At 70.4% G+C, this 16,427-nt stretch carries 15 protein-coding genes; 6 read left to right on the top strand and 9 right to left on the bottom strand.

Annotated features, from left to right (window positions below; all coding sequences use genetic code 11):
* Nucleotides 1–118: 118 nt before the first annotated feature.
* The 3 genes from GGD89_RS05695 to GGD89_RS05705 form a co-directional block, all read right to left on the bottom strand.
* Nucleotides 119–343: a F0F1 ATP synthase subunit C gene (locus tag GGD89_RS05695; protein ID WP_184043144.1), complete on the bottom strand. Its 225-nt coding sequence runs from the start codon at nt 341–343 to the stop codon at nt 119–121.
* A gap of 139 nt (nt 344–482) precedes the next feature.
* Entirely contained in the window at nt 483–1,208 is a 726-nt protein-coding gene (locus GGD89_RS05700) for a F0F1 ATP synthase subunit A (protein ID WP_184043145.1), read from the bottom strand.
* Between the two features lie 97 nt (nt 1,209–1,305).
* Entirely contained in the window at nt 1,306–1,698 is a 393-nt protein-coding gene (locus GGD89_RS05705; RefSeq protein ID WP_184043146.1) for an AtpZ/AtpI family protein, read from the bottom strand.
* Nucleotides 1,699–2,077: 379 nt separating this feature from the next.
* Between GGD89_RS05705 and GGD89_RS05710 the strand changes: the two genes are divergently transcribed.
* The gene (locus GGD89_RS05710; protein ID WP_184043147.1) at nt 2,078–3,316 is read left to right on the top strand and encodes a 6-phosphofructokinase; all 1,239 of its coding nucleotides are present in this window, start codon (nt 2,078–2,080) and stop codon (nt 3,314–3,316) included.
* Between the two features lie 97 nt (nt 3,317–3,413).
* Here GGD89_RS05710 and GGD89_RS05715 read toward each other — a convergent pair whose 3' ends face one another.
* Complete coding sequence (locus tag GGD89_RS05715) at nt 3,414–4,409, bottom strand: complex I NDUFA9 subunit family protein (RefSeq protein WP_184043148.1); 996 nt, start codon at nt 4,407–4,409, stop codon at nt 3,414–3,416.
* A gap of 171 nt (nt 4,410–4,580) precedes the next feature.
* Here GGD89_RS05715 and queG point away from each other — a divergent pair, with 171 nt between their 5' ends.
* Nucleotides 4,581–5,735: a tRNA epoxyqueuosine(34) reductase QueG gene (queG, locus tag GGD89_RS05720; RefSeq protein WP_246422698.1), complete on the top strand. Its 1,155-nt coding sequence runs from the start codon at nt 4,581–4,583 to the stop codon at nt 5,733–5,735.
* 59 nt (nt 5,736–5,794) lie between these two features.
* On the opposite strand, the gene GGD89_RS20355 is transcribed toward queG, so the two are convergent.
* The gene (locus GGD89_RS20355) at nt 5,795–7,342 is read right to left on the bottom strand and encodes an SPOR domain-containing protein (RefSeq protein WP_184043149.1); all 1,548 of its coding nucleotides are present in this window, start codon (nt 7,340–7,342) and stop codon (nt 5,795–5,797) included.
* A 379-nt stretch (nt 7,343–7,721) separates the two neighbouring features.
* On the opposite strand from GGD89_RS20355, the gene GGD89_RS05730 reads away from it, so the two are divergent.
* On the top strand, nt 7,722–9,293 hold the full coding sequence (locus GGD89_RS05730) for a CYTH and CHAD domain-containing protein (protein WP_184043150.1): 1,572 nt from the start codon (nt 7,722–7,724) through the stop codon (nt 9,291–9,293).
* A gap of 57 nt (nt 9,294–9,350) precedes the next feature.
* Here the strand turns inward: GGD89_RS05730 and nhaA are convergent, their stop codons facing one another.
* The 4 genes from nhaA to GGD89_RS05750 form a co-directional block, all read right to left on the bottom strand.
* Nucleotides 9,351–10,568: a Na+/H+ antiporter NhaA gene (gene nhaA / locus GGD89_RS05735; RefSeq protein WP_184043151.1), complete on the bottom strand. Its 1,218-nt coding sequence runs from the start codon at nt 10,566–10,568 to the stop codon at nt 9,351–9,353.
* 333 nt (nt 10,569–10,901) lie between these two features.
* Nucleotides 10,902–12,020 (bottom strand): AmmeMemoRadiSam system radical SAM enzyme, encoded by a 1,119-nt coding sequence (gene amrS / locus GGD89_RS05740; protein WP_184043152.1) that lies wholly within the window; start codon nt 12,018–12,020, stop codon nt 10,902–10,904.
* A gap of 262 nt (nt 12,021–12,282) precedes the next feature.
* Nucleotides 12,283–13,338 carry an NAD(+) diphosphatase gene (nudC, locus tag GGD89_RS05745; protein WP_184043153.1) on the bottom strand — a complete coding sequence of 352 codons (1,056 nt, stop codon included), beginning with the start codon at nt 13,336–13,338 and terminating at the stop codon, nt 12,283–12,285.
* Nucleotides 13,326–14,072 (bottom strand): class I SAM-dependent methyltransferase, encoded by a 747-nt coding sequence (locus tag GGD89_RS05750; protein WP_184043154.1) that lies wholly within the window; start codon nt 14,070–14,072, stop codon nt 13,326–13,328. Before GGD89_RS05750 ends, nudC begins: the two co-directional genes overlap by 13 nt.
* Between GGD89_RS05750 and GGD89_RS05755 the strand changes: the two genes are divergently transcribed.
* From GGD89_RS05755 to GGD89_RS05765, 3 genes are read left to right on the top strand one after another with little or no spacing between them, the layout of a single operon-like run.
* Nucleotides 14,071–14,898 carry a DUF6134 family protein gene (locus GGD89_RS05755; protein ID WP_184043155.1) on the top strand — a complete coding sequence of 276 codons (828 nt, stop codon included), beginning with the start codon at nt 14,071–14,073 and terminating at the stop codon, nt 14,896–14,898. The genes GGD89_RS05750 and GGD89_RS05755 overlap by 2 nt on opposite strands.
* Nucleotides 14,895–15,704: an SDR family NAD(P)-dependent oxidoreductase gene (locus GGD89_RS05760; RefSeq protein ID WP_184043156.1), complete on the top strand. Its 810-nt coding sequence runs from the start codon at nt 14,895–14,897 to the stop codon at nt 15,702–15,704. Before GGD89_RS05755 ends, GGD89_RS05760 begins: the two co-directional genes overlap by 4 nt.
* On the top strand, nt 15,701–16,180 hold the full coding sequence (locus GGD89_RS05765; RefSeq protein ID WP_246422699.1) for a nuclear transport factor 2 family protein: 480 nt from the start codon (nt 15,701–15,703) through the stop codon (nt 16,178–16,180). The genes GGD89_RS05760 and GGD89_RS05765 overlap by 4 nt, the downstream gene beginning before the upstream one ends.
* Nucleotides 16,181–16,427: the final 247 nt, after the last annotated feature.

The following is a 16,427-nucleotide window of genomic DNA, read 5'->3' on the forward strand; positions in this document are numbered from 1 at the left end:
TCCGGCTGGAGAGATCGGACGGCGGTGTCGCCTCGCCGACGGGGGCTTGGGTGACGGCCCCGGAGCTTTTGGCCCCCCAACCGACGTCGGGCGACACGGTCCGAGGGCCATCGGCGCCTTAGCTGAACAGGACGATCAGCGCGACCACCAGGGCGAACAGGGCGATGGCCTCGGTCACGGCGAAGCCGATCCAGCCATACAGCTCCACGTTTGCCTTGGCGGCCGGGTTGCGGCCGACGGTGGCGATCAGATTGGACCAGATGTTGCCCACGCCAATACCGGACCCAATCATGCCAATGGCGGCCAGACCGGCACCAATCATCTTCGCGGCTTCAGCTTCCATGGTACCCATTTCCCTTGGTTGAGGACGATACAGTGGTGTTCGGTGGTCGCCGGCCCCGCCACGGTGGCGATCGGCGAACCCAGGAGTGGGACGAGTCGGCCCGGCGGCTCCGGGTGCCGCCGCGACCACATCCCCCATTCTAGTGCATGTGAATGGCGTCGTTCAGGTAGATGCAGGTCAGGATCGTGAACACATAGGCCTGCAGGGCGGCGATGAAGAACTCCAGCACCGTGATGCCGATCACCGCCGCCAGCGGCACGACGCCGGCGACCAGACCGAGGGCCACCACGAACCCGGCCAGCACCTTCAGCATGATGTGGCCGACCGTCATGTTGGCGAACAGTCGGACCGACAGGCTGAAGGGACGCGACAGGTAGGAGATCACCTCGATGGGGATCAGGATCGGCGCGGTAAGGATCGGCGCGCCCTTCGGAAAGAACATCCGCAGGTAGCCGAGGCCGTGACGCGAGAACCCGATGACCGTGACGGCGCCAAAGATGAACAGGGCAAGGGCACCGGTCACGAGGATGTGCGAGGTGTACGTGAAGTTGCCGGGCACCATGCCCAACATGTTGCCGAAGAAGACAAACAGGAACAACGTGAAGATGAAGGGGAAATACTGCATCCCCTCTCGTCCCACGTTATCCTTCACCATGTTGGCCACGAACTCGTAGAACAGCTCCGCCACCGATTGCAGCCGGCCCGGGACCAGGGCGAGGCGCCGCGTGCCGACGTAGAAGATAGCCGAGGAAACGGCGACGGCGAACGCCATGGCCAAGGCGGAGTTGGTGAACGAAAGATCGACGATTCCCACGTTGATGGGCACGATCGGCTCGATCTCGAACTGCTGGACCGGACTCGCCACGGCTTCGTTTCCCTACCCGTCTGTACCCGTCTGTGGTTTTCCAGCGGCCCGGCCCCGGGTGGGAGCGGCCCGCGCCCGAGACCGAGGTCCCGGTGTCTCATTCGGTGTGCCGCTCCGCCTCCGGCCCGTCGGACCCGGCGTCGCGGCGCCGCTTCTCGTCGATGGCACGACCCAGGCCCACGCCGTCATCAAGGCCCTTGACGACCCGATAGACGTTGCTGACGCCAGCGGCCGCCCCGAGGAACAAAAGCACCACCATCATCAGGGGTGCCGTTCCGAACCAGACGTCGAGCGCGTATCCCAGACCAGCGCCGACGGCCACCGTGACCACCATCTCGACACTGATCCGCATCCCCAGGCCGATCCCCGACGGCCCGGACCCCGCCGCGTCGGTTGCGTCGGGTTGGTCGGGCACGCCATGCCGCGCCTTGGCGGCCGTGATGCGGGCCGTCAGGTCGGACACGTCGGGGCGTCGGTCACGGTCGGACATGGCCTCGGACCGCCAAAAAAAGCCTCGTTCGCACACCCCCGCCGGGCCGTCGCGCCGAAGGAACACGCGGCCGGGTGGAAAGCGCGGGCACCATAGTGAGTGCGCCATACCCTGTCAAGCGCGCCTCCCGTGCCGGTCTGGCGCGCGTCCGGCTGCCACCGATGGGACCCAGAGCGGCATCGTCCCGCGTTCCACAGTCCTCGGGTCCGGTTCCCGTGGTCAACCCAGGGGCGAGGCGAGGTGCTGTTGGGTCGAACGAGTGGGCGGATCGGTTGCGCATTGGGCGGCGGCGGAGCAGGATGGGGTCGACCGGCCGGATGCCGCCCTATCCCGAGCGATGCCGGCCCATCAAGAGGATCATAAGGAGAGGAGGTAGGCCATGACCCAGTCCAAGGTGATGGTAGCGCAAGGGGGGGGGCCCACCGCGGTCATCAACCAGTCCCTGGTTGGAGCGATCCTTGAGTCGCGAAAGTTCCGCGGCGTTGAACGCGTCTACGGGGCGTTCCATGGGGTCCGCGGCATCGTCAACGAGGACTTCCTGGACCTGACCCAGGAGACCACGCATAACCTGGAAATGGTGGGCGAAACGCCGTCGTCGGCCCTGGGCTCCACCCGCGACAAGCCCGATCTGGCCTATTGCCAGGAGATCTTCCGGGTTCTGAAAGCCCATGGGGTCGGATACTTCTTCTACGTGGGCGGCAACGACTCATCCGACACCGTGCGGATCGTCGCCGAGGAGGCCATCAAGGCCGATTACGACCTAGCCTGCATCCATATCCCAAAGACCATCGACAACGACCTGGTGGTCAACGATCACACGCCGGGATTCCCCTCCGCCGCGCGCTTCGTCGCGCAGGCGTTCATGGGGGTCAACCTGGACAACTGGGCCTTGCCCGGCGTGTATGTCGGCGTCGTCATGGGGCGCCACTCCGGCTTCCTGACCGCCGCCTCGGCGCTCGGCAAGAAGTTCACCGACGACGGCCCGAACCTGATCTACCTGCCGGAGCGGGACTTCGACGTGGATCGCTTCTGCCGCGAGGTCAAGGAGGTCTACGACCGGCAGGGCCGCTGCGTGGTGGCGGTCAGCGAGGGCATCCACGACGGCAGCGGCAACCCCATCATCACCAGCCTGGCCAAGCAGGTGGAGCATGACGAACACGGCAACGTTCAGCTCTCGGGCACCGGCGCGCTGGCCGATCTGCTGGTGCAGGTGATCAAGGACAAGACCGGCATCAAGCGTGTGCGCGGCGACACCCTGGGCTACCTCCAGCGCTCTTTTGTCGGCTGCGTCTCCGACGTGGATCAGCGCGAGGCCCGCGAGGTCGGCGAGAAGGCCGTGCAGTACGCCATGTGGGGCGCCAAGACCGGATCGGTGACCATCCACCGCACCGGCTTCTACTCGGTGGACTATCAGCTGTCCGACCTGAACGCGGTCGCCGGCAAGACCCGGGTGATGCCCGACGACTTCATCGCCGATACCAACAACGACATCACCGACGCCTTCCGGCTGTACCTGCGGCCGCTGCTGGGACGCGGCATGCCCGATGCCTACCGGCTGCGCAGCAGCAACTTCGTCGAGCGTATCCTTCACAAGGACCGGCCCTGGACCAAGGGCTGACGCCGTATCGGAGCCGGGATCGGGCACGTCGCCCGGTCCTCCGGCTCCGATCATCTCCTCGTCCTGGCCCGTATCATGGGCGTCTCGGCGTCAGGGCTCAGGATCGGCGAGGCGCGCGCAGCACCACATGACGGTGGTGCGGACGGAACCGGGTCATGTACTGGGGCAGCACGGTTTCCACCGCCGTCGGTTCGATCCCCATGGCCTCCAGGCCCGGCAGCGCGCCGGTCAGCACGTTGTCCACCTCCAGGAGCTTGACCTGATCCGTGGTCAGCAAGGGCTTGGGCAACAGCCCCATGACCCGTGCCTGCATCCTGGCCACCCACATGGGCACCGGCACGGGCCGGACGCGGCGTTCCGTCTGGTCCGCCACCAGGGCCATGACCTCGCGCATGGAGTAGGCGCGCGGTCCCCCCAGTTCGTAGGTCTTGCCGAGATGTTCGGCCGTGGTCAGGGCGCGCGAGACCGCCTCGGCCACGTCGCCGACGTAGACCGGCTGGAAGCGCGGCCCGTCGGCGCCCGCCTGCCCGCTGCGCGGCCGAACGCCGTCCTTCACGTAATAGGGCAGCACCGGCGAGAACCGGGTGAACGAGCCGAACAGGTTGAAGAAGCCGTCGTGGGGACCGAACACCACCGAGGGCCGCAGGATGGTGGCCGCCGGGACATGCTGTCGCACGGCGGCCTCGCCCGCCGCCTTGGACCGCGCGTAGCGGGCCGCCGCCGCGTCGTCCGCGCCCAGCGCCGAGACATGCACCAGGCGGCGCACGCCCGCCGCCGCCGAGAGCCGGGCGATGCGCTCCGCCGCGTCCACGTGCAGGGCCTGGAAGGTGCGTCGGCCGCTCTCGGCCAGGATGCCCACCAGGTTGACGACGCCATCGGCGTTGTCCACCGCGCGGGCAACGGCCGCCTCATCCGCCACGTTCACCTTGAGCAGGGCGATCTGCCCCAGGTCGCCCAGCGGCTTCAGGAATGCCGCCTTGAGCGGATCGCGCACCGCCACGCGGACGCGCACCCCCTGGCTGGCCAAGCGCTGCACCACCTGGCGCCCGATCGACCCGCTGCCGCCGAATACCGTCACCAGTCGAAGTGTCATGCCCATGATCTCCCTTGATGGATCGGGGTTCCGCGTCCAAGCCCTTGCCGTATGCTCTGTCCCGGGGGACAGTCGGTCCGGCGTCGTGGCGCGGCCAGCGCCCCCGCGTGTCTTGTCCCCTTAAGAGATAAGGGGACCGGGCCCATCGAGAAAGGGGAAAGGAAACCGTCGATGCACGATGGGCGCCTCGTCGACATGGTCGCGCGCAAGACCGCCGTCCTCGACCGGGCGGCGGCCATGGGTCTGGACGCGGCCGCCGTGACGCGCGCCCACCTGCCCGAGTCGGTGCGTCGGGATCTGGGCCTGTTCCTGGATCAGGGACGGCACGGCACCATGGCCTGGATGGCCGAGACCCGTGACCGGCGCGGCGATCCCCGTGTGCTGTGGCCCGGGGCGGTGTCGATCATCACCCTCGGCCTGACCTATGGCCCCGGCCACGATCCCTTGGCGCCGCTGGCCCAAAGGGATCGCGGGGCTGTCAGCGTCTACGCGCGCGGTCGCGACTATCACGATGTTCTCAAGAAGCGCGCCAAGGCCCTGGCCCGGTGGATGCACGCCACCCTGGAGACCGACGTCAAGGTGTTCGTGGACACCGCGCCGGTGATGGAAAAGCCGCTGGCCGCCCAGTCGGGGCTGGGCTGGGCGGGCAAGCACACCAACCTGGTGTCGCGCCGGTTCGGATCCTGGCTGTTCCTGGGCGAGATCTTCACCACCCTGGCCCTGCCGCCCGATCCGCCGGAGGCGGACCGATGCGGGTCCTGCCGGCGCTGCCTGGACGCCTGTCCCACCGGCGCGCTGGATCCGGCCGACCCGTATCGCATCGACGCGCGCCTGTGCGTCAGCTATCTCACCATCGAGCACAAGGGGCCGATTCCGCGCGCCCTGCGCGCCCGGCTGGGCAACCGGGTCTATGGTTGCGACGACTGCCTGGCGGTCTGCCCCTGGAACCGCTTCGCCCGCGCCACGCCGCACGAGGCCCTGGCCGCGCGTCCGGCCCTGGTTGCCGCGCCCCGCCTGGCGGACCTGGCGGCGCTGGACGACGCCGCCTTTCGGGCGCTGTTCTCGGGCTCGCCGATCAAACGCACCGGCCGCGACCGGTTCGTCCGCAATGTCCTGATCGCCCTGGGCAACAGCGGCCGTCCCGACCTGCTGCCGGCGGTGGCGGTGCGTCTGGCGGACCCCTCGCCCCTGGTGCGCGGCGCGGCGGTCTGGGCGTTGCGCCGGCTGACGCCGTCCCGGACCAGCATCGCCCGGGACCGGGACCGCCACCTCGCGGGCGAGACCGACCCGGATGTCCGCGACGAGTGGACCGCGCCGCTGAGCTGAGGTCGGGTCGACTCTCCTCGCGTCCGGACGTCCGGTCCGCCCGTGCCGCTGGTGCGGGATCACTCCAGCAGTGTCGTCGGCTCACAGAACTGGCCGGCGCCACGCAACTGGTCGCACAGGCGGTTGGCGCCGCCCGGGATGCCGACCGGTCCGGCCTTCAGGCGGATGAAGGTCCCCTTGCCGGGCACGGTGACGCGCTGGTAGTGCGGCGCCATGTCGCGCATGGACCCGGCGTAGCGCTGGCTGAGGGCCGCCCAGCCGGCCCGGGCGCTGGTCTCGTCGCGGTAGGACGCCAGGTGGACGTAATTGCCGGAACCGCGTGTGGCCGCCGCCTCGGCATCGCTGGCCCCCGGTGGCGCGTTGGTGACGCCGGTGAAGCGCTGGGTGGCGGGGTCCTCGGCATTGGCGGTCGGCGGGCCGGCGGTGATGCCCGGTTCGCTGGGGACGGGCGGAACCAGCAGGCGGGGGGCCGTCGCCGCCCCCGATGGCGCCGCGGTGCCGGCGTCGCCCTCTGGGGTGTCCTGGGCCGTCTCCCCGGGTGTGGGCGGGGACGGCATGGCGCTGATGGCCGGTGTCATGCCGCCACCCGGCCCGATGACCGCCGGCGCCGGGCGTGGTGCGCCGCGTCCGCGCACACCGGCGGCGGCGAGCGCGGCCCGTTCGGCCTCGTACTCCGGTATGGTGATCAGGCCGCGCCGCAAGGTGTCCTCCAGCCGCTGGGCGTGGCGCTGGGCCGCCGCGCCGGAGGGCCGGGTCAAGGGGGCCTCCCGCGCCGTCGGCTGCGCCGGCAGCAAGGCGTCCAGGATGGCGCGCCGCTCCTCGGCGTGCTGGCCGGCGGAGATGGCGCCGGACTCGAACGTGCGGCCGAGGTCCCGCAGGCGGGCGATCACGGCCGTGTCACGGGGAGGCGGGCGGGTCAGGCCGACCGATGGCGGGGCCTGGGTCAGCGGCATCAGCGCGCCCAGGTTGGCGGCCCGATGGGTGCGATATTCCTCGCCGCTGATCATGCCCTCGCGCGCCAGCCGTTCCAGGATCTCGAATCGCCGGGCCACGTTGGTCCGGGCGCTGCCGCTGGGGGCGACGGCGGGCGTGGGCCGGGCGGTCGGGCTCTGCAGGGCCGTGGGGCCGCTGACGCCGGGCACGCGGGCCATGCCGGGGCCGACGGCGGAGGGACTGAGGCCCCGAAGCCGCTCGGCGGCCACCTCCGCCACCCGGCGCGGCTGCGCGGTCAGGTCCAGGGGGGTCGGGGCGATCAGTTCATCGGGATCCTGGGCGAGGATGGCCTGGTAGGACTCCCGCGCCAGCCCGGGCTGGGCGGCCCGTTCGGCCAGCAGGCCGCGCACCAGCAGGGCGTAGGGGTTGCCGGGCGTCTCCCGGAGCGCCCGGTCGGTCCAGGCGTCGGCGTTCGGCCGGTTGCCCCGGGCGAGGGCGGCCAGGGCCGAGTCGATGGAGGCCGCGGGCGGGGACACCACCTCGACCATGCCGCCTTCGCCGACGGCGCAGCCGGCCAGCATCAGGAGGGCCGCCGGCAGGGCGAAAGCCAGGGGCAGCGTGCGGCGCCTGGGGTGATGGCGGGTGGGGGTCGCCTTGCAGTTCTGGTCCGGCATCTACGCGTCTCTCTCCTTGCTCGATCCCGGGATGCCCGAGGTCCGGTGTGCTCCCGGTCGGAGCTGTCATCGCCCGCCGCCCGACCCCGGCGGACACATTTCGGATGTTTGTATCCGGCTTTAATCTAGCCCTCTAATATGCCGACATCAATCAATCTTCTTGTGAAACTTGAGAGCCTTTGGCGACCCGGCGCCGCTAGACAAGGCTGCTCTTGCGCGCCATATCGAAACGAGGTCATCGAATGGCGACAATGTCCCCTCGGCCCGACTCCGTGTCGACGCCGGGCGCGGTGCGTATGGCGCGGCGTGGCCGGAGCCAGGAAAGGCGAATTTATTCATGGACGTTAACGCGCAAACCTCATCCTCCGTACCAACAGAGATGGAACTCAAGCTTGTGGTCGCACCGGCTCACTTGACCAAAGTGCGGGGCCTGGGATGGGTGCGGGATCTGTGTCATGGGCGGCCGGCGCGCCGTCATCTGGTCAGCACGTATTTCGACACCGTCGACGAGACCCTGCTCCGGCGCGGCGTGGCGCTGCGCGTTCGGCGTCAGGGCCGCGCGCGCATCCAGGCCATCAAGGCCGATCAGCAAGACGCCGCCGGCCTGTTCCATCGCCTGGAATGGGAAAGCGAGGTGGCCGGCGAGGTCCCCGACCTGGCGGCGGCGCGCGCGGCCGGCCTGGAGGCGCTTGTCGAGGGCGTCGCGGTGGCCGATGAGGGCGCGGACGCCTTGCGCCCGGTCTGCGCCACCGACGTTCATCGCACCGAGATGCGGCTGATGGGCGACGACTGGGCCGTCTCCATGGCCCTGGATCATGGCACCGTGTCGGCCGGGGGGCGCGAGGCGGCGATCAGCGAGATCGAACTGGAACTGGTCCGGGGCACGGCCGGGGCGGTCTACGCCCTGGCCGCGCGTCTGGCGGAGACCGTGCCCGTGCGGCTCGGGCGGTTCAGCAAGGCGGAGCGCGCCCTGGCCCTGGCGCGGGGCGCGCCGCCGCCGCCACGGCCGGCGCGCGCGCAAGACCTGCCCCTGAGCCCCGACATGCCCGTCGGGGCCGCCTTCCAGGCCATCGGCCGCGCCTGCCTGGCACAGATGGCGGGCAACGAAGCGGCGCTGCTGGAACGGCACGATCCGGAGGCCGTGCACCAGATGCGCATCGCCGTGCGCCGGATGCGCGCCGCCATGACCACCTTCGGCGCGGTGGCGCGCGGCCCCGGCCTGGACGGTGTCAAGGCGGATCTGCGATGGCTGATGGGCGTGCTGGGACCGGCGCGCGACATCGACGTGTTCCTGGCCGACATCCTGGATCCGGTCATCGCGCGGAGTCCGGAGGATCCGGGCCTGGCGCGGTTGCGGGCCCTGTTCTCGGCTCGCCGCGACGCCCGCTATCGGGACGCCCTGGCGGCGGTCGGCGACGCCCGCTTCACCCGCCTGATCCTGGGCCTGGGCGCCTGGATCGAGGGCGGGGACTGGCTGGACGACCCGCGTCGCGCCAAGGCCAGGGCGGCGCCCGTGGCCGCCTTCGCCCGCGCTACCCTGGAGCGGCGCCGCCGCAAGGTGCGCAAGGCCGGGCGTCGGTTCGACGGCCTGACCCCCGAGGCGCGTCACGACTTGCGCATCCTGGTCAAGAAGCTGCGCTACACGGGCGAGTTCTTCGCCGGGGTGTTCGGGACCAAGGTGGCGCGTCCGGTCCTGAAGGACCTGGCGCGGTTGCAGGACCAGTTGGGGGCGCTGAACGATGTCGCGGTGGCCGGGGCGCTGTTGCGCGAGACCCTGGCCGAGCATTCCCCGGACGCCGGGCCGGCCGAGGAGGCGGAGCGCGCGTGGGGTGCCGGCCTGGTGACCGGCTGGCATCGCCGCGACGCCGCCGATGCCCTGGACCAGGCCCGGCGGACCTGGGCGCGCCTGAACAAGCGCCATCCCTTCTGGAGGCCGACCAGGCGGCGGTAGACGGGGCAGGGGACCCCGGAGCGGCGCGGCGCGCCGGCCCCGGGGCTCGTCCGAAGGCTAATCCCCGGTGGCCGCGGATGCCGGCTGGGTCGCGGCCGGCGCGATGGCCGGTGGCCGGGCCAGCAGCCGCAGCACCAGGTAGCCGCTGACGCCGGACAGCAGTGACCCGCCCAGCACGCCCAGCCGGACATCGTCGGCGAACTCCGGGTGATGCTCGAACCCCAGCATGCCGATGAACAGACTCATGGTGAAGCCGACGCCGGTCAGCAGTGACACGCCGTACACATGCATCCAGGTCGCGCCCTCGGGCAGGCGCGCCAGGCGGGTGACGATGCCCACCCACACCATGCCCATGACGCCGATCTGCTTGCCCAGGAACAGGCCCAGGGCGATTCCCAGCGGCACCGGCGCCAGCAACTGCCCCAGGGTCAGGCCCTGCAGCGAGACGCCCGCGTTGGCGAAGGCGAACACCGGCAGGATGGCGTAGGCCACCCAGGGGTGGAGGCTGTGCTCCATGTGGCCGGCCATGTCCCGGCCGCCCTCGCGGGGGGCGCCGAGCGGAATGGCCAGGGCCAGGGCGACGCCGGCCAGGGTGGCGTGAACGCCGCTCTTCAGCACGCAGACCCAGAGGACGACGCCGATCAGCACATAGGGCGCCGTGCGCCGCACACCGGCGATGTTCATGATGGTCAGGATGGCCACGCAGCCCATGCCGAGGGACAGGGCCATGAGGGACAGGTCCTCGGTGTAGAACAGGGCGATGATGACGATGGCGCCCAGGTCATCGAGGATGGCCAGCGCGGTCAGGAAGATCTTTAGCGACAAGGGCGCGCGCGTGCCCAGCAGGGTGAGGATGCCCAGCGCGAAGGCAATGTCCGTGGCCGCCGGAATGGCCCAGCCGCGCATGGCCACCGGGTCGCCGTGGTTGAACAGCACGTAAACCAGGGCCGGCGCCACCATGCCGCCGACGGCCGCCAGGATGGGCAGGGCCGCCTTGGCGGGCGTGGAGAGTTCGCCCTTGACCACCTCCCGCTTGAGTTCCAGGCCGACCAGCAGGAAGAACACGGCCATCAGGCCGTCGTTGACCCAGTGCAGCAGGGCCTTGTCGAGTTGGTAGTCACCGAAGCCGATGATCAGGTGGGTTTGGAACAGCACGAGGTAGGGGTCGGCCAGCGGCGAGTTGGCCACGGCCAGGGCCAGGGCGGCGGCGAACACCAGGATGATGCCGCCGGCGGCCTCCATGCGCAGGAAGGTCTGGATCGCGGTCAAGGGCATTGTAGGCACGCTCCACGCGTCTAGTCCGGGGGGACCCAGGATCCCGAGGGTCGGGAGAGGTGAAGGGGTCGCGCGACGCGCGGGAGGCGGTCGGCGGTGGTAAGGCCGGGGGTTGGACGCCGCACACGCGGCCTGACCCCGGCCTGGATCCGTCTGGACCGGGCTTCGGGGTCACCGTTCCCGACCCTCGACATCAGATGCTTCGGGCTGTCCCCGGGGTCAAGTCAAACCGGTGTCTCCGGCGTTCGATCGCCCGCGACAGTCTCGCCGGGAGCCCCGTCAAACGTCGGCATACCCGGTACAAGGGTTCCCGGGTGGATGGATCACGCCGGATCAGGCCAGGTGGATCGGCGCGCGGCGCCGGCCCCAGGTGCCGGGCGCGGCCTCGAACACGCCGGGAAGCCGCGTGCCGCAAGACTGGCACAGACCCTGGTGGTCCAGCCCCCAGGCGCCCAGGGCGTACCAGTCGCGCTCGATCACGCGATGTCCGCAGCCGGCGCAATAGGTGCTGGACCCTTCCGGGTCGTGAACGTTGCCCAGGTAGACGTGGTGGAGGCCGGCCTCCCGGGCGATGCGGCGCGCGCGTGTGAGGGTCGAGGCCGGGGTGCGCGGCAGGTCGCGCATCTTGTGGTCCGGATGGAAGGCCGAGAGGTGCAGCGGCACGTCGGGACCCAGCGTTTCCGCCACCCAGTCGGCCAGGGCCTTCACCTCGTCATCGCCGTCGTTGAGGGTGGGGATCAGCAAGGTGGTGATCTCCAGCCAGATGTCGGTGTCATGCGCCAGATAGCGCAGCGTGTCGAGCACCGGCGCCAGCGCCCCGGTGCACCGCTTGCGATAGAAGTCCTCGCTGAAGCCCTTGAGGTCCACGTTGGCGGCGTCGATGTGGCGGAAGAAGTCGACGCGGGCATCCGGTTCCACGTATCCGGCGGTGACGGCCACGGTCTTCAGGCCGCGCTCGTGGCAGGCCAGCGCGGTGTCGGCGGCGTACTCCAGGAAAATGACCGGGTCGTTGTAGGTGAAGGCCACCGACCGGCAGCCATGACGGAGCGCCGCCTCGGCGATGCGCTCCGGTTCGGCCTCGGCGTTCAGGCGATCCCAGGCCCGCGCCTTGCTGATCTCCCAGTTCTGGCAAAACGTGCAGGTCAGATTGCAGCCCGCCGTGCCGAACGACAGGATGGGCGTGCCGGGCAGGAAGTGGTTGAGCGGCTTCTTCTCGATCGGATCGATGCAGAAGCCCGACGAGCGGCCATAGGTGGTCAACACCACCTCGCCATCCCACGCACCCCGCACGTAGCACAGGCCGCGCTGGCCATGGTGCATCTTGCAGCGCCGCGGACAGACCATGCATTCCACCGCGCCCGACGTCAGGGCACGCCAGTGCCGGCCCGGATGCGCATGGGAAAACCGGTCCCCTTCTGGGCCGGACTCCGGCGATAGCGCCGTCAGGTCCATGGTCGTCCTCCGTCCGAGTCAACCCGTGCCGCGCCGGTCCCGCGGCGCCCCGGGATGCCGGGCCGACGCGCCAGGACCGTCACAGGACCCCCCGTTCACGTCCGTGTCGGTGCACTCCTGCCTTGGTCCGCGCCACGTGAAGTCTACTCTGTCGATCACGAGCCGGATCATGCGCAGACGGCGCAACCAATGGAGAATTGGTCCTATGAGAAAGGCTATACGCCGTCCCGGCGGTGGCGACGGCGACCGACCGGGCCCGCGCTCACGCCCCGTCCAGCGGGTCGCCCGCGAGCCATCCCAGGATCAGGCGACGCGCGATCGAATCGCCCCGGGGCAGCATCAGGCCGTCGGTGCCGGGCGGTCCGCCCCGCGTCGCGCGGCCGGCGTCGACCAGGTGGCGCACCTGCGCGCGATCATACCAGGCGGCGTATTCCAACTCCCGTGGGTCGATGACGATGTCCGTGGTCTCCGCCCGGCCATGGAACCCGATCATCATCGACGCTGGGAACGGCCAGGGCTGCGAGGCCGCGTAGGCCACGGTGCCAACCCGAATCGCGGTTTCCTCCCACACCTCGCGGCGAACCGCTTCCTCCAGGGACTCCCCGGGCTCGACAAAGCCGGCCAGGGTCGAAATCTGCCCGGGCGGCATACGGTCGGCATGGGCCAGAAGGCAGCGGGCATCGTCGCCGGATCCGGACGTCACCAGCATGATGACGGCCGGATCGGTGCGTGGAAAGTGACTCGCATCACAACTCGGGTCGCCGCAGCGCCGCCGCCAGCCGCCGTCGACCGGATGGGACGGTGCGCCGCAGGCCGCGCAGAAACGATGCCGCCGGTGCCACGCCAGCACGCCCAGCGCCTGGGCCTGCATGGCGGCCTGACCGGCGGGGAGATTGGGGCCGACGGCCCGCAAGGGCAGAAAGAGCCCCCCCAGGCCCAGGTCGGGACCGGTCTCGCGGCCGGGGTCCACCGCCACCGGATCATGGGTGTCGCCGGCGCCGGCCGGGATCTGTCCCGCGAACCAGGCGACGCCGTCGCCGTCCAGGCCAAGGAAGACCTCCTCCTCGACCGCCAGGGCCGGCGTCGGCGCGGTCCACGTGGCCGGCACCGTCAGGATTCGCGGTCCGGGCGCCGGCGCCTCCACCCCGGTCACCAGCACCCGGTTGCGCCAGATCAACAGCAGGTGGCTTCGCGGATCGGCGCGCAGCCGTGCCAGCGCCTCTGGATCGCGGCGCAGGGGATCGGCGCGATCCAGCGGCGCGCCGGTGTAGGGGATGTCCGTGAGGACCGCGCGGGCCGTCGGGGTCAGGGCCGCCATGTCATGGTCCGTGCCGCGGCGGCGGTGCGGTAGAGATAGAGGGTGAAGTCATGGGGGTCATAGTCCTCGCGCAGCATGGCCACCGGCACAATGGTCTTGGCCCAGGCCAGGGTTTCCTCCGGATCGGCGTGGAACATGGTCCACTGGGCGGCGTTGGGGGCCTTGCGGCTGAGCGAGTTGACGGCCACGCCGCAGGTGGCGCGGGCGACCATGGCCTCCACCATCTGCCTCATGTAGGCCTCCGGCCGCTCGTAGCGATGGGCGAAAATGCCGCTGGCGACCACCCAGTCGTAGGACTCGCGCGGCAGGTCCGGGCCGGACAGCAGGCACCCCTGCTGGAACCGGTGGTCCGGGAACCGGGCGCGGGCGTGCTCGACCATCGCCGGGGTGATGTCCAGGCCCAGGTAGTCGCCAGGGGTGACCCCGTGTCGCCGCATCCAGTCCAGCAGGTCGCCGGTGCCGCAGCCCACGTCGAGCACCGACTGGCCGTCGCGGATTCCGGCCTCCCGCAGCACCCCGAAGCGGCGTTCCTGGCTTTCCCGGCTGCGCCATTCCAGCGACGCGTGGGTCTGGCCATGCCGGGACAGAAGGCGGCTGAAGTGGGTGATGGTGAAGCGGTCGTCGCGGTCGAGAACGCCGCTCGCGGCGGTCTCGCCGGTCCCGGACGCTGATCCGAAGCGACGGCGGGTGCGTAGGTCAAGCAAGCGAAACCACAGAGAGTCAGGCGACGCCATGGCGCTGCGATCCTGGAAAAGGGGGGCTCTTGGAAGCACCCTGCTGATTACCATCGTCCTGGCCCTTGGGTCCAATGCCGCGCGTGCCGAGGGTGTGCAAGGCGGGGCCACGACGGCCGGGACGTTCACTCCCGAGCGCCTGGCCAGCCTGGGCGGGACGCCGCTGGCGCTGTATCCGAACGGGCTGAGCTTCGACGTGCTCCGCAACGGCCGCGTTGTCGGCAGCCACCGCACGGCCTTTCGCGACATCGGCGACGGCCTGGCGGTCTCGTCGCGCATGGATCTGTCCGTGCGGCTCGTGGGTATTCCCCTCTACACCTTCACGTATGAGTCCACCGCCGACTGGCGGGACGGACGCTTGCGGTCCCTGACCGCCGTGACCGACGACGACGGCGAGGTCAAGCGGGTCACGGCCCGGGACGCGGACGGCGCCTTTCGTGTCGAGGGGCCGAATGGCGTGGCGCGCGCCGGGGCTCCCCTGTTTCCCACCAACCATTGGCACGCCGGGGTGCTGACCCAGGACCGGGTGCTGAACACCATCACCGGGCGGCTGGCGCGGGTGACCATCACCCCGGGACCCGTGGAGACGGTCGGCACCGGCACCGGTCCTCGGCCGGCGCGGCGGTTCGACTACAGCGGCGCCATCCAGGTCAGCGCCTGGTATGACGCGGCCGGGCGGTGGGTGAAGCTGCGCTTTCAGCGCGGCGGCTCGACCATCGAATACCGGTGTCGCGTCTGCGGTGTCGAGGCCGGCCGGGCCGACCGGTCGCAAGCCGGGACGGCATGGAGGACCGCCGGCATCGGCGGGGAGGGAGGACCGTCATGACGGACGTGATCTGGATCGTGGGCGCCGGGCGCGGCATCGGCCGTGCCCTGGCCCTAGCGTGGGCGGAGGCCGGGGCGACCGTGATCGCCAGCGCCCGCGACGCCGACGACCTGAATGCCCTGCGCGACGCGGCGGCGGCGATGACGGGCCGGGTGGTGCCCGTGCCGCTTGACGTGACCGATCGCGCGGCCACGGCGCGGGCCTTGGCGGAGATCGAGGCGGCCGAGGGTCTCCCCGATGCGGTGGTCCTGAACGCCGGGACCCACCAGTCGATGCCGGCGGCGCGCTTCGATGCCGCAGTCTTCGACCGCCTGTTCGCCGTCAACGTCGGCGGCGTGGTCAATGGCCTGGAGGCCGTGGTGCCGCGCTTCGTCGCCCGTCGGCGGGGCAGGGTTGTCGTGGTGGCCTCCGTGGCCGGGTACGTCGGCCTGCCCACGGCGGCGGCCTATTCGGGCAGCAAGGCGGCCCTGATCGCCCTGTGCGAGTCGCTGCGGCCGGACCTGGCCCAGTTCGGCGTCACGGTGCAGGTGGTCAACCCGGGCTTCGTGCGTACGCCGTTGACGGACCGCAATACCTTTCCCATGCCGTTCCTGATGGAGCCGGAGGCGGCGGCCGCGCGCATCGTTCGGGGCATGCGCGGGACCGGCTTCGAGATCACCTTTCCCCGCCGTTTCACCTGGCTGATGAAGGCCCTGGCCATGCTGCCCTATCCCGTGCTGTTCGCGCTGACCCGGCGGACCATCCCGGATGAGGCGAAACCGGCGGCGGTGGGCGTTGGGGACGGGCCAGGGGAGGGCAGGCCATGAGCACGCCCAACGGTGCCGCCGTCGCCCCGCCGCCGGCGCCCGCCGCCCCGGTGCTGATGGGCGCCGCCCGCTATGTGGCGTTCTTCGAGGCGCTGACGCCCGAGGCGGTGGAACGACTGTCCGATGTGACGACGCCCGATATCCATTTCGTCGATCCCTTCAACGACGTGGTGGGGCTCGCGGCCCTCCAGCGTGTCTTCCGGGGCATGTACAAGGACATGGACGGCCCGCGCTTCCGCGTGACGCATCGGGCCTTCGACGGCGATGTCTGCTTCCTGCGATGGGAGTTCACGGGACGGGTGCGGCGCTTGCGGGCCGATTGGCGCATCATCGGCATGACCGAATTGCGGTTCGCCGAGGATGGCCGCGTGCGCCAGCACGTCGACCACTGGGACGCCGGCCGCCAGTTTCACGAACGCCTTCCGGTCATCGGCGCGCTGGTGCGCTGGGTGCGCCGGAAGGCCGGGCATGGGTGAGGGAAACGCCCGGCCCGTCCCAAAGGGATTGGATGAAGACGGCCCGAGATGGCATCGCTCGTCCGTGACGGCGCCAGTCGCTGCACACCGTTTTGACGTGAATACACTCTTGATCCAGACAATAGAACGCGAACCGCATCTTTTGACTGGATTAGAGTGCTCTGGGGTCGGGTTGAGTCGCCAGGGATTCCCATGGGATCGATTTTATGATTCAACGGACTGACCGTTAGGAGGTCGGTCCGCATGG

Origin of the sequence: Roseospira visakhapatnamensis (assembly GCF_014197915.1) — a bacterium.
Lineage (GTDB): Bacteria > Pseudomonadota > Alphaproteobacteria > Rhodospirillales > Rhodospirillaceae > Rhodospira > Rhodospira visakhapatnamensis.